Below are 12,844 nucleotides of genomic sequence, written 5' to 3'. Positions count from 1 at the left end.
CGAACCTAAGGGCGCCCCGCGTAGCCAGCTGCGAAACACTGGTGCATACACAGGCGGAGAAGGAGTACGACGTGGCGAGCCTCGACACCTTCGGTGCGAAGAGCCAGCTGCGCGTCAACGACGCGAGCTACGAGATTTTCAAGATCACGACGGTCGACGGGCACGAGCGGTTGCCCTACAGCCTCAAGATCCTGCTGGAGAACCTCCTCCGGACCGAAGACGGCGCCAACATCACCGAAGACCACATCCGGGCCCTGGCCGGCTGGGACGCCGACGCCGATCCGAGCGTGGAGATCCAGTTCACCCCGGCCCGGGTGCTGATGCAGGACTTCACCGGCGTGCCCTGCGTGGTCGACCTGGCCACCATGCGCGAGGCGGTCCGCGACCTGGGCGGCGACGCGACCAAGGTCAACCCGTTGGCGCCGGCCGAGCTGGTCATCGACCACTCGGTGATCGCCGACCTGTTCGGCCGCGAAGACGCGTTCGCCCGCAACGTCGAGCTCGAATACCAGCGCAACCGCGAGCGCTACCAGTTCCTCCGTTGGGGCCAGACCGCGTTCAACGAGTTCAAGGTCGTGCCGCCCGGGACGGGCATCGTGCACCAGGTCAACATCGAATACCTGGCTCGTACGATCATGGAGCGCAACGGCCAGGCCTACCCCGACACGGTCGTCGGCACCGACTCGCACACCACGATGGTCAACGGCCTGGGCGTCGTCGGCTGGGGTGTGGGCGGCATCGAGGCCGAGGCCGCGATGCTCGGCCAGCCGGTGTCGATGCTGATCCCGCGGGTGGTCGGCTTCAAGCTCTCCGGCGAGATGCCGGCCGGCACCACGGCGACCGACCTGGTGCTGACCATCACCGAGATGCTGCGCAAGCACGGCGTGGTCGGCAAGTTCGTCGAGTTCTACGGCCCCGGCGTGGCCGCCGTGCCGCTGGCCAACCGGGCAACCATCGGCAACATGAGCCCGGAATACGGCTCGACCATCGCGATCTTCCCGATCGACGCCGAGACGATCAACTACCTGACGCTGACCGGCCGGGACGCCCAGCAGGTCGCGCTCGTCGAGGCGTACGCCAAGGAGCAGGGCCTCTGGCACGACCCGGAGCGCGAGCCGGCCTACTCGGAGCGCCTCGAGCTCGACCTGGGCACCATCGAGCCCTCGCTGGCCGGCCCCAAGCGCCCGCAGGACCGCGTCCCGCTGGCCAGCGCCAAGCCGATCTTCCGTTCGGTGCTGACCGACTACGTCGGGCAGAGCGGGCCGGCCGACGAGGCGTCCGAGGAGTCGTTCCCGGCCAGCGACCCGCCGGCCAACGAGGTCGACGACCCTGCCGACCAGCCGACCGACTACGAGTCGGCCGCGCGCGGCGCCGACGGGCGGGCCTCGAAGCCGGTGCGGGTCACCGGTGACGACGGCACGGAATACGAGCTCGACCACGGCGCCGTCGTGATCGCCGCGATCACCTCCTGCACCAACACGTCCAACCCGCAGGTGATGATCGGCGCGGCACTGCTCGCCCGCAACGCGGTCGACAAGGGCCTCAACCGCAAGCCGTGGGTGAAGACCACGCTGGCGCCGGGCTCCAAGGTGGTCATGGACTACTACGAGCGGGCCGGCCTCACTCCCTACCTGGAGAAGCTCGGTTTCCACCTGGTCGGCTACGGCTGCACGACGTGCATCGGCAACTCCGGCCCGCTGCCGGAGACCATCTCGGCCGCCGTCGCCGAGCACGACCTCTCGGTGGTCTCGGTGCTCTCCGGCAACCGCAACTTCGAGGGCCGGATCAACCCCGACGTCAAGATGAACTACCTGGCGTCGCCGCCGCTGGTGGTCGCCTACGCGCTCGCCGGCTCGATGGACGTCGACCTGGTCAACGAGCCGATCGGCGTGGGCGCCGACGGTAAGGACGTCTACCTGAGCGAGATCTGGCCGTCGGCCGCCGAGATCGAAGAGGTCATCGGCCGGGCGATCGCCAGCGAGATGTTCACCCGCGACTACGCCGACGTGTTCGCCGGCGACGAGCAGTGGCAGAGCCTGCCGACCCCGAGCGGCGACACGTTCGCCTGGGACGGCGAGTCGACCTACGTGCGCAAGCCACCCTACTTCGAGGGCATGGCGCGCGACCCGCAGCCGGTCGCCGACATCCACGGCGCGCGGGTGCTGGCCAAGCTGGGCGACTCCGTGACCACCGACCACATCTCGCCGGCCGGTTCGATCAAGCCGGACTCGCCCGCGGGCCGCTACCTCGCCGACCACGGGGTGGCCCGGCACGAGTTCAACTCGTACGGCTCGCGGCGCGGCAACCACGAGGTGATGATCCGCGGCACGTTCGCCAACATCCGGCTGCGGAATCAACTGGTGCCCGGCGTCGAGGGCGGCGCAACGGTCAACCACCTGACGGGCGAGCAGACCACCATCTACGACGCTTCCGTGGCGTACGCCGAAGCGGGTGTGCCGTTGGTCGTGCTGGCGGGCAAGGAGTACGGCTCGGGCTCGTCCCGTGACTGGGCCGCGAAGGGCACGATGCTGCTCGGCGTGCGCGCGGTGATCGCCGAGTCCTATGAGCGGATCCACCGCTCCAACCTGATCGGCATGGGCGTGCTGCCGCTGCAGTACCCGCAGGGCCAGACCGCCGAGTCGCTCGGGCTGACCGGCACGGAGACGTTCGAGTTCACCGGCGTCGAGGCGCTCAACGACGGATCGACCCCGCGCACGGTGAAGGTGACCACCGACACCGGCGTCACTTTCGACGCGGTCGTCCGGATCGACACACCGGGCGAGGCCGACTACTACCGGCACGGTGGCATCCTGCAGTTCGTGTTGCGCAAGATGCTGGCGAGCTGAACCGGCTGGGGCCCCCTGGATCGCAGGGGGCCCTTCGCTGTGCAAGGCTCGGTGCTATGGACGACAAGACCGTGATGAGCCGGATCAACGACCTGGTCACCGAGGAGCACCAGCTCCGCACCCAGGTGCAGTCCGGCAAGATCTCCTCCGACGACGAGCGCCAGCGACTGCGCGAGCTCGAGGAGTCCCTGGACCAGTGCTGGGACCTGCTCCGCCGCCGCCGGGCCGCCCGCGCGGCCGGCGCCGACCCCGACGCCGTCAACGCGGAGCCCGTCTCCGAGGTCGAGGGCTACCTGCAGTAACCCACGTCAGTGGCCCTTGAAGGCCTCCGCGAGCCACCACGAGCCGCCGTCGGAGACGATCTTCGCGTCGACGACGAGCGGCCGGCTCGGCCCTTCCCGGAGCCAGTCGGTGATGCCGTGTAGGTCTTCGGTCGTCCGGACCGTCACGCCACCCGCGCCGAAGCCGGTCGCCAGGGCGGCGATGTCGGTGTCCGGAAACGTCACCGTGCCCAGGTCGGCGTCCGGGCCGAAATGGTGCACCTCGGCGCCGTAGGCCGCGTCGTTGTAGACGACGCAGATCAGCGGGAGGCGCAGGCGCACGGCGGTCTCGAGTTCGGCGATCGACATGAGGAAGCCGCCGTCGCCCGAGGCGAGCACCGGGAGGCGGTCGGGTCGGGCCAGCGCCGCGCCGATCGCGGTCGACAGGCCCAGGCCGATCGACTGGAAGGCCTGGGTGAAGCAGAAGCCGAACTCGTCGGGCACCCGCAGGTAGGCGCTCGGGTAGCCCATGAAGTTGCCCGAGTCGATCGCGACGATCCGCTCGGCCGGCAGGATGGCGTCGAGTTCGCGGCTCAGCACGCGGGGGTCGATCCGGTCGCCGGTCGAGAGGTCCTCGGTCGGCTCGTCGTTCCAGCGGCCGGTGCGGGCGATGCGGTCGCGGATCTCGTCGCTTCGGTAGCCGTGGTTCTCGCCCAGCCGCGCGACCAGTGCGTCGGCGGTCGCGGCGCTGTCGCCGACGACGCCGAGGTGGATCGGGCGGTGCACGCCGAGGGCGGCGGGGTCGAGGTCGACCTGGGCGACGGTGGCGTCGTCGGCGATGAGCCGGCCGTGCCGCATCGTCCACATGTTGAGGGCGCACCCGAAGCCGACGATCAGGTCGGCCTGGGAGATCAGGCTCGCGGCCGTGGGCGAGGCGAACCCGCCGGAGATGCCCAGCGCGTACGGGTCGTCGTGGAACAGCCCGTTCGCCACCGCCGACGTGGCCAGCAGCGAACCGGTCAGCTCGCCCAGCCGGCGCAGCTGCGGTCCGGCGTCCCGGGCGCCGCGGCCGGCGACGATGACCGGCCTTCGCGCGCTCTGGAACAGTGCCGCGAGCGCCGCCACCGCCTCGCTCGCCGGTTGGACCGGTGCCGGGCGCGGTTCCGCCGGCCGTGGCCCCCCGGTGGCCTGTTGTGCCTGCACGTTCAAGGGCAGGTTGAGCACGACGGTGCGGCGCTCGTCGCGGGCCCGACGCCAGGCCCGGACGGTGTCGTCGACCGCCGATTCACCACTGTGGACACGCTCGGCGATGGCGCCGAGGCTCTGCGCGAAACCGGACTGGTCCATGGCGAAGTTGGAGGTGCGGCCGCCCGCCTCCGCGGCCAGCACGACCAGCGGGGTGCGGCTCTTGGCCGCCTCACAGATCCCGGTCGCGGCGTTGGTGAGGCCGCAACCCTGGTGCACGGAGAGCAGGGCGACCTGACCCGACATCCGGGCGTACGCGTCGGCCATCGTCGCCGCGCCGGACTCGTGCCGGGTGGCGGTGAACGGCACGCCGCCGGACCGCAGGGCGTTGGTCACCCGGAAGTTGCCGCTGCCGACGACACCGAAGCAGTGGCCCGCGCCGAGCGTGGCCAGCGTCTGGCCGACCACGTCGGCGACGGTGCCGGTCATCGCTATCGACCATCCACAAGGGCCAGGACCCGGGTCGGGCTGCCGGTGCCGCCGACGATCGGCAGCGGCGCCACGACGAGCAGGGCGCCGGTTGGCGGCAGTTGGGCGAGGTTCTGCAGCGAGGTGATGCCGTACTTGTCGTTGCCGAGCAGGTGGAAATGGGCCGGGAACGGCGGCTCGAGCCCGCCCGCGTTGCCCGCGTCGATGCCGACGGTCTCCACGCCGAAGCCGGAGATCGGGGTGTTCTTCGCCAGCCACTCGGCACAGGCGGCGGTGATGCCGGGCGTGTGTGACCCGTTCTCGTCGGCGTTGAGGAACTGCTCCTGTGAGTGGGCGTACTTGTCCCAGCCGGTGCGGTAGAGCAGCCAGGTGCCCTCGGCGAGCGCGCCGTGCTCGGCGATCCACGCCTCGACGTGGTCGACGTCGAGGAGGAAGTCGGGGTCGGCCGACGCTTCGGTGGTGAAGTCCATGACCGCGGCCGGGCCGACGAGGCGGCTCGGCGGGATCTGCGACACGTCGTGCCCGTCGCGCCCGGTGACCCAGTGCACGGGCGCGTCGAGGTGCGTACCGATGTGTTCGCCGGTCCTGATGTTGTGGTGTTTCCAGAACGGCCCCGGCGCGTCGTAGGCGCTCACCTGCTCGAGGCTGAAGTCGACCAGGTTGGCGAACGGCTCCGGCAGCCGCAGCGTCGGCGTGCTGGCCGAGAGCGGGTTGGTGAGATCGACGACCCGGATCGCGCCGGACCCGAGCGCGGCGACCAGATCTGCGACAGAAGTCATGGCAGGCGCCCTTCGATGATCTTTCTGGTCATGCGCGTCATCCTGCCACCACGGGCCGCGATAACCACCCCCCAGGAAAGACGAATGTCTTGATAGATTCGCGCTTCGCTTCGATCGGAAGGAATGCGGATGAGCGGCACGGGGGCCGAATCTGCACCAGGACCACTCGACCCGACACCGGAGGTGCCGTCGCCGCCACCGCCCGCGGGCGACAGATGGTCCGCCATCACGCCGGGCTACTACCCGCCACCACCGCCGGAGAAGCCGCGGCGGGGCCGCGCCGGCCTGATCGCGGCGGCCGTCGCGGCGGTGCTACTGCTGGGCGCCTGTCTCGGTGTGGGCGGCACCGTCCTCGCGCTGCGCTCCGACGACACCCCCGCGCCCGCCGGCACCGCGTCCGACGCGGCGTCGCGGCCGTCGTCCGGCCGCAACCCGATCGCGGAGCCGTCCGCCGGCGAGGAGCCGGTGGAAGACGGGCCGCAAGCCAGCGCCTACCCGGCGACGAAGCGCGGCGATCTCGAGCGGGTCTGCGACGAAGACGTCTACTATCCACAGTCGCCCAAGCGCGCGGGTAAGGCGCCGCACCCGGTCGTGCTGCTCGTATCCGACACCCCGGGCCTGCGCACGCAGGACGAGGGTTACTACTACGACGAGGGTCTGTCCAACCAGGACAAGCAGACCTGGGCCGCGCCAGACCCGCGAAAGGTCCAGCTGGTCGCCTGCCTTGACCAGGCCGGCAAAGGCACGAAGATCCGCTCCTGCAAGTTCGACGACCCGAACCCCGACACCCTGGCGCTGCACCGATCCACCTGGCGCCTCCGCGTGTTCGAGGCGGCCACCCGGCGCCAGCTGCTCGACAAGCGCATGAGCGGCGACGACCAGACCTGCCCGTTCGTGACCTTGTACGGCCCCGACAAGAAAATCTACGCCAAGGTGAGCAACCGGGTCATCCTCGACACCCTGCGCCCGCTCGTCACCCGCTAAAAATGCCGCTCCACCTTCGCGATCGAGGTTGGGAAGGTGGAAGCTGATTTCTCGGCCGGCGAGCGGGCACCGCCTTCGTCGCCAGAATCCCGCACGGCGAGTTCGCGGTCACGGTCGAGCCCGGCCCCTTAGAGCGCGAGTAGCGGAATGGACGTGACATGATCGACCAAGGTGAACTTGCCCTTTGGATCTTGGTGGCCTTGGGGAACTCGGTGGGGCCAGCTCTAGGGTAGAAGTTCTTCGCGTCATGCGCGGCAAGCTCGCGGGCCGGTTGACAGTCGACGACCTTGCACGACGACCGAGCCGCGGCGACATCGCTTAGGAAAACAAGGCGGACTTCGCCCGGCTCCGCCTTGCCAGCGAAGGATTGCTTCTTCCACCCGCCATTTCCGGGCGAGGGGTCTGGACGCTGACCCCCGAAGGTGAGCGCGAGTCGAACGCATTGCGCGCTCGCAGAGACCCGTTCTTGTGTCCCACATTCCGATCGATCGCCACAGATGTCACCTGGCGCACTCAACAAGGCCGAGACCTAGGTCTTACGCCTTAGGAGACGACCTTCACCGACAACGCCCTGCTCCAACTCGCCATCAGCCACCGGAGACAGATGAAGATCCAGCGATTCGCCTCCCGCGGCGAGGCAGAAACCGGCGCGGACTGGGAGTGGTGGATCCGTGACGAACGCGGATATGTCGGATTCCGTATCCAGGCGAAGCGGGCAGACCCCACAACGCGACGCGTCCGCCTCGACCAACAGGCGGCATCCAACACTTCCTCTGGATACCAGGTCGAGGTCTTTGCCGACCGTTGCCGTTCTGATCGCATCGCGGGTTTCTACTGCGTCTACAGCGATGCTCAGACGACATGGCGGCTCGGCGCCGCTCGGCCGGGGCCGTGTCCGCATGGGCCCGTCGATCTCGCCCAATGGGGATGCGCCATTGTGCCGGCGGAAACGGCGTTGGACTTCTTGGGCCGCAGAGAGTTCCGCACCGCGGCGATCCTCGCCGCCGGGGCGCCGTCGTACCAGCTGGTCTGTCACGCACCGATCAACGGCATTGCAGCCGGCGTCCGTGGACTCTGGCGGAGCCTGACGGCAGCGCTGACCGACGACGCCGACCGGCCAGATGCAGGTCCACCACCGGCGGAAGAACCGCCGCCCCAAATCGAGGCATGGTTTCGTCGCGACCTACGCACTCTCGAGCGGTGGTCAGGGTTGGCCGGCGTGGTGTTGGTCGACGCGACCGACGCGGCCGTCATGGGTTGATCCAGCCGCCATCGCCGAGGGTCGCGGTCGCCGTGTGCCGTTGCCACCCACGTCTGTTATTTGCGGCGGCGGGCGACCAGCAGGACGACGGCGGCGATGATGGCGGTGGAGCCCAGGCAGCAGAACGACAGGACGACCAGGTGCCACGGGCGGATGGCGCCCATCGTTTCCTCCTAGCGGATCACCGACAACGGCCTGGGCCAGGCTAGCCCGACCGGCCGCCGTCCGGACCTGAGCGGGCGCGGCGCGGGCCGCTTCCCGGTCGTGCGGGAAGCGGCCCCAGCGGCGGCGGCCGTCAACGGACGCCGGCCTCGTCGAGGAGGCGGCGGGTGATCTCGTCGTGGTCCTGGGGTAGGCCGCGGGCGGCGAACCAGGTCGTGACGTTCTTGACGTCGCGGGCCAGCAGTGCCGGGCCGTTGGGGTTGGCGATCACGTCGATCACCTGGGGCAGGTCGATCACCACCAGCCGGTCGTCGTGCACCAGCAGGTTGTAGGGCGACAGGTCGCCGTGTGCGAAGCCGGCGCGGGCCAGCACCGTCAGGGCGTCCAGCAGCTGGTCCCACAGCGACTTGAGTTCGGCCGGCTCCGGGCGTAGCTGGGCCAGTCGCGGGGCGGCCAGGCCCTCCGCGGCGTCGCCGATGAACTCGAGCATCAGCTCCGTGCCGCGCAGTTGCACCGGATAGGGCACGGAGATCGCGCCGTAGCTGGTGGCGACCTCCCAGAGGCGGGACAGGGCGTCGAACTCGGCGGCCGCCCACTGGCCGGCGATCAGCTGCCGGCCGAACGACGTACGCCCGGACATGGCCCGGTTCTCCCGGGATCGCCGCACCCGGCGCCCTTCCAGGTAGCCGGCGTCGCGGTGGAACATCCGGTGTTCCGGCTCGCGGTAGCGCTTGGCCGCGAGCAGGCAACTGCGGTCGGTGTCGGGGATGCCGCGCCGGACCAGGTAGACGTCGGCTTCCTTGCCGGTCTTGAGAATGCCCAGCTCGACGTCGACGGCGGCCAGCTCGGTGACCACCCAGTCAGGCCGCGGCAACGGCCCGTGCAGGGCGTCGTCCCAGGTGGACCAGGCGTCGCCGGTCTCGGGGACGTCGGTGTCGGCGTTGGTGTCGAAGGCGACGGGCGTGCGGTGCCGCGCGCGCTTCAGGAACTGCGGATCGTCGTCGTCGAAACGACGCTTGCCGGAACGGCCACGCGGTGCCGGCTCGGAATCGTGCTCACGCAACGGAGGAACTCCTGGATCGAGAAGGAAGAAGAAGGCCGCGAGAAGTAAGCGACAACGACAGCCACAGAACTCACCCCTTCCATCTCGACGACCGGCCGGCGCGGGTCAGGCGCGGCCAGGTCTGGTTCCAACTAGATCGGGAGTCTCCCGGCGCGAAGCCGGCGACGCAACCGAATTATCCGGCGAGCACCGCGGCCATCGCCGGCAGGAATCCGCCCGCCGTCGCGGTCGGCTCGAAGCGCGACTCCATCCAGCGCCGGCCGCGGTGCAGCCACACGCTGGGCAGGCCCATCTCGGCAGCCGCGCCGATGTCGGTCTCGGGACTGTCGCCGACCACCCAGGCGCCGCGCATCCGCATCCGGACCCGCTCGGCGGCGAGCGCGAAGATGCGCGGGTTGGGCTTGCTGACCCCGACCTCCTCGGAGATCACCCAATCGGCGACGTAGCGGTCGAGGCCCGTACGCCGGATGGTGGTGTCTTCCTGCCGGGTGGCCCCGTTGGTCACCAGCACCGGCACCCAGCCCGCGTCGTCGGCGATCCGCAGCGCGCAGGCGACCAGCGGGTCGAGCTTGCTGTTGGCCACGACACCCTCGCGCATCTCGTCGACGAGGTCGACGGACGAGGTGCTGAGCCGGTAGCGCTCGCGGATCTGGTCGGCGACGTCCCAGCGGTCGGTGAGGCCGTCGGCGTCGACGGACAGCAGCCAGTCGACGTCGGGCGGCGGCGCGCCGATCCCGGTCAGGAACCCCTCGGCCCAGGTGCGGAAGGCGCCTGTGCGGTCCAGAACAGTGTTGTCCACGTCGAGGAACATGAGGGGCACCCGCGCACAGTACGGGACAGCGCCGATCTCTCAAAACCCCCGCAATGTAAACAATCTTGGGCCGGCGACGAACGATCGCCGGGCCGCGGGCGCGGACCGGCGATCGCCGTGGTGGCGGGCGTCAGGCGTTGGCCCGACGGATCACCACCAGCCCCCCGACGGCGGCGATCCCGGCGACCAACGCGGGCCAGCCGACCAGCAGGCTGGTGGGCGTTTGGTCGCTCAGCCAGTGCCAGATCGCGAGCCACCAGTCCTGCCAGGTGATCAGCGCGGCGAGCAGGCCGACGAGCAGCAGGGCGGCCGCGCCGGCGGCGAAGAACCCGTTGGCGCCCCAGCGGACGATGGTGGTCGCCGCGAAGATGGCCAGGAAGCTGACGAACAGGAACGGCACGGCGAAGACCAGGATCTGCAGGAATCCGTTGTGGACGTCGACGAACGGGACCCGGAAGAACCGCAGGTCGACCCCGAACCCGTCGGTCGCCCCTTCGAGCAACTTCAACAGATAGAGCACGATGGCGTACGCGAATGCCTGGAACACCATCACCAGCGCGGTCGCGAGGTAGAAGGTGCGCCGGGTGATGCCCATGCCGAGCGCGAACGGGAACACCTGGTTGATCGCGATCGCCCCGACGATCGCCACGACCGAGTAGATGCTGGCGAGCCCGCCGGTGGTGTTGCCACCGGGCCGCCCGGCGTCACCGATCGAGGCGAAGATCAGGATGTTGACGACGAACGAGATGCCCATGATCGCCCAGGGCCACAGCATGGTCTGCTTCCAGACGATCGTGTGCAGCCGGGTCGCGTCCAGGATGCGGTTCATCGCGCGGCGTTCCTTTCCATCGTCAGGCGCACGACCGCCTGCTGGAGCGAGACCGGCTCCAGATCGACGCCGAGCTTCTTGGCCCGCAGCCGCTCGGCGTTGTCGAACGTGCCGCGGATCGTCGCGCGGACCGTGCCGCCGAGTCGCTGCCGATGCAGCACGTCGCGGCCTTCGGCGAGGTCCTGGACCGCCGCGGCCGGGCCGGTCGCGTCCATCACCTCGCCGCGCAGTTCCTCGGTGTCGGCGTCGAGCACCAGCTTGCCGCCGTCGAGCAGCAGCACGTGCTCGATGAGGTCGGCGACCTCGTCGATGAGGTGGGTGGAGAGCACGACCGTGCGGGGGTGCTCGGCGTAGTCGGCCAGCAGCCGGTCGTAGAACAGCTGCCGGGCCACCGCGTCGAGGCCGAGGTAGGGCTCGTCGAAGAAGGTCAGCGGCGCCCGGGCGGCCAGGCCGACGGTGACGCCGAGCGCGGAGAGCATGCCGCGGGACAGCTTGCGCACGTCGCGCTTGCGGGGCAGCTTGAACTCGTCGACAAGGGACTCCGCGAAGTCCCTGTCCCAGTTGGGGAACAGGTGGCTCGCCAGGCTGAGCACGTGCCAGACCTTGTAGGCCTGCGGGTATTTCTGGCTCTCCTTGACGAAGGCCACATGCGACAGAGCGCGCTCGTTCTCGTAGGGGTGTTCGCCGAAGAGCCGCAGCTCTCCCGAGGTCGCCGCGTTCTGACCGGTGATCAGCTGCATCAGCGTGGTCTTGCCGGCGCCGTTGCGACCGAGCAGGCCGTAGATGACGTTCTCGGTGAGCGTGAAGCTCACGTCGTCGAGCGCGGTCACGTCGCCGTACCGCTTGGTCAGGCCGGATGCCGTCACCACGGTCATCGCACGTCCTCCCACGTTTCGATCAGCTTCTTGAGCTCATCGGTGCCGATGCCCAACTTCCGGGCTTCCTCGATGAGCGGACGCACGTACTGGGTGGAGAAGTCGAGCCGGCGACGCTCCCGGAGCGTTTCGCGTGCCCCCGTGGCCACGAACATTCCGATCCCCCGGCGTTTGTAGAGAGTTCCGTCATCGACCAGGCGGTTGATCCCCTTGGCGGCGGTGGCCGGGTTGATCCGATGGAACGCCGCGAGTTCGTTGGTGGAGGGCACCTGGGTCTCCTCGGCGAGCGTCCCGTCGATGATCGAGTTTTCGATCAGCTCCGCGATCTGTACGAAGATCGGGCGGTCGTCATCCATCGGGCCTCGTTGGTTCATTACTCATGTAACTAACCATGCAACCAACAAACCCGGGAAGTCAAGTGGTTGGCATCACGCGGTGGGTCAGTTGGCCGCGAGAATGCGGCGTTCGCCCAGCTCACGACGGTCGAGCAGCATCGTGTGGGCGGCCCGCACGCGGGCCAGTTCGGCCGGGTCGAGGGTGGCCACGACCACCGTCTCGCCCTCGTCGGCGGCCCGGACGAGCGGCCGGCCCTCCGGGTCGTAGATCGCCGCGCCGCCGTTGAACGACCAGTCACGGTCGCCGCCGACCGAGTTGGCGAAGACCACGTACATGGTGTTGTCGAGGGCCCGGGCGGCGTAGTAGACGTCGCGCCGGTGCGCCGAGCCGACCACGTAGCCGCTGGGCACCAGGTAGCCGTGCGCACCGTCGTCGGCGGCGGCCCGGCCGTGCTCCGGGAAGCAGCCGTCGTAACAGATCCCCAGACCCAGCCGCCAGCCGTCGACCAGCAGCGTGGCGCCGCTGGTGCCGGGCGTGAACAGGGCGTTCTCCTCGGGACCCCAGAGCAGTTGCTTGTCGTACGCGGAAACGGTGTTCCCGGTCCGCTCCACCAGCACCGCCGAGCAGGTCCGCCGGCCGTCGACGTGGCGCACCGACGCGCCGACGACGACCACGACGGAGTGCTCGCGCGCCGCGGCCCGCAACGGGTCGAGGCGGCCGTCGCTGATCCCGCCGGCCTCGGTCGCGGGCAGGTCGCTCGCCGCGGGATCGGCGTGCAGGGTCGGTGGGTGGTAGGCGCAGAGGAACAGTTCGGGCAGGACCACGAGCCGGGCGCCGGCGTCGGCGGCCTGGCCGACGAGGCGGGCGGCCAGCGACGCGTTGTGCGCGATCTCGCCAGGCACCGGCGTCGCCTGCACGGCGGCAACCGTCAACGGAGTCGCCGGCGGGGTGTCCACGGCGGCAT

At 69.8% G+C, this 12,844-nt stretch carries 11 protein-coding genes and 1 pseudogene; 4 read left to right on the top strand and 8 right to left on the bottom strand.

Annotation, left to right across the window (positions count from 1 at the left end):
* The first annotated feature begins 71 nt into the window (after positions 1–71).
* A complete protein-coding gene (gene acnA, locus AB0J74_RS01135; protein WP_363442963.1) occupies positions 72–2,846 on the top strand; it encodes an aconitate hydratase AcnA in 2,775 nt (924 codons plus the stop codon).
* A gap of 56 nt (positions 2,847–2,902) precedes the next feature.
* A complete protein-coding gene (locus tag AB0J74_RS01130; protein WP_363442961.1) occupies positions 2,903–3,148 on the top strand; it encodes a DUF2630 family protein in 246 nt (81 codons plus the stop codon).
* Positions 3,149–3,154: 6 nt separating this feature from the next.
* Here AB0J74_RS01130 and AB0J74_RS01125 read toward each other — a convergent pair whose 3' ends face one another.
* Positions 3,155–4,780, bottom strand: coding sequence for a thiamine pyrophosphate-binding protein (locus AB0J74_RS01125; RefSeq protein WP_363442959.1), 1,626 nt, complete (start codon positions 4,778–4,780; stop codon positions 3,155–3,157).
* Between the two features lie 2 nt (positions 4,781–4,782).
* Complete coding sequence (locus AB0J74_RS01120; protein WP_363442957.1) at positions 4,783–5,559, bottom strand: cyclase family protein; 777 nt, start codon at positions 5,557–5,559, stop codon at positions 4,783–4,785.
* A 129-nt stretch (positions 5,560–5,688) separates the two neighbouring features.
* On the opposite strand from AB0J74_RS01120, the gene AB0J74_RS01115 reads away from it, so the two are divergent.
* Entirely contained in the window at positions 5,689–6,543 is an 855-nt protein-coding gene (locus AB0J74_RS01115) for a hypothetical protein (protein WP_363442955.1), read from the top strand.
* A gap of 559 nt (positions 6,544–7,102) precedes the next feature.
* A pseudogene (locus tag AB0J74_RS01110) lies at positions 7,103–7,804 on the top strand (hypothetical protein); the annotation flags it as partial.
* A 295-nt stretch (positions 7,805–8,099) separates the two neighbouring features.
* Here the strand turns inward: AB0J74_RS01110 and AB0J74_RS01105 are convergent.
* From AB0J74_RS01105 to AB0J74_RS01080, 6 genes are all read right to left on the bottom strand, one after another.
* Positions 8,100–9,029 (bottom strand): RIO1 family regulatory kinase/ATPase, encoded by a 930-nt coding sequence (locus tag AB0J74_RS01105; RefSeq protein WP_363442953.1) that lies wholly within the window; start codon positions 9,027–9,029, stop codon positions 8,100–8,102.
* 175 nt (positions 9,030–9,204) lie between these two features.
* A complete protein-coding gene (locus AB0J74_RS01100; RefSeq protein WP_363442951.1) occupies positions 9,205–9,849 on the bottom strand; it encodes an HAD family hydrolase in 645 nt (214 codons plus the stop codon).
* Positions 9,850–9,970: 121 nt separating this feature from the next.
* Positions 9,971–10,669, bottom strand: coding sequence for an ABC transporter permease (locus AB0J74_RS01095; RefSeq protein WP_363442949.1), 699 nt, complete (start codon positions 10,667–10,669; stop codon positions 9,971–9,973).
* Positions 10,666–11,544: an ABC transporter ATP-binding protein gene (locus AB0J74_RS01090; RefSeq protein ID WP_363442947.1), complete on the bottom strand. Its 879-nt coding sequence runs from the start codon at positions 11,542–11,544 to the stop codon at positions 10,666–10,668. Before AB0J74_RS01090 ends, AB0J74_RS01095 begins: the two co-directional genes overlap by 4 nt.
* A complete protein-coding gene (locus AB0J74_RS01085) occupies positions 11,541–11,900 on the bottom strand; it encodes a GntR family transcriptional regulator (protein ID WP_363442945.1) in 360 nt (119 codons plus the stop codon). Before AB0J74_RS01085 ends, AB0J74_RS01090 begins: the two co-directional genes overlap by 4 nt.
* Positions 11,901–11,984: 84 nt before the next feature.
* Positions 11,985–12,836: a carbon-nitrogen hydrolase family protein gene (locus AB0J74_RS01080; RefSeq protein ID WP_363442943.1), complete on the bottom strand. Its 852-nt coding sequence runs from the start codon at positions 12,834–12,836 to the stop codon at positions 11,985–11,987.
* Positions 12,837–12,844 lie beyond the last annotated feature (8 nt).

It is taken from the genome of Asanoa sp. NPDC049573 (genome assembly GCF_040676615.1).
Classification (GTDB): Bacteria; Actinomycetota; Actinomycetes; order Mycobacteriales; family Micromonosporaceae; genus Asanoa.
Note: the sequence above shows the minus strand (reverse complement) of the source record. Positions and strands in the feature narration are given on the sequence as shown.

Bases quoted from the DNA above. Each gene is read 5' to 3' on its own strand.
- AB0J74_RS01120 (WP_363442957.1), bottom strand. From the start codon at position 5,559: ATGACTTCTGTCGCAGATCTGGTCGCCGCGCTCGGGTCCGGCGCGATC.
- AB0J74_RS01085 (WP_363442945.1), bottom strand. From the start codon at position 11,900: ATGGATGACGACCGCCCGATCTTCGTACAGATCGCGGAGCTGATCGAA.
- AB0J74_RS01130 (WP_363442961.1), top strand. From the start codon at position 2,903: ATGGACGACAAGACCGTGATGAGCCGGATCAACGACCTGGTCACCGAG.
- AB0J74_RS01095 (WP_363442949.1), bottom strand. From the start codon at position 10,669: ATGAACCGCATCCTGGACGCGACCCGGCTGCACACGATCGTCTGGAAG.
- AB0J74_RS01125 (WP_363442959.1), bottom strand. From the start codon at position 4,780: ATGACCGGCACCGTCGCCGACGTGGTCGGCCAGACGCTGGCCACGCTC.
- AB0J74_RS01090 (WP_363442947.1), bottom strand. From the start codon at position 11,544: ATGACCGTGGTGACGGCATCCGGCCTGACCAAGCGGTACGGCGACGTG.
- AB0J74_RS01115 (WP_363442955.1), top strand. From the start codon at position 5,689: ATGAGCGGCACGGGGGCCGAATCTGCACCAGGACCACTCGACCCGACA.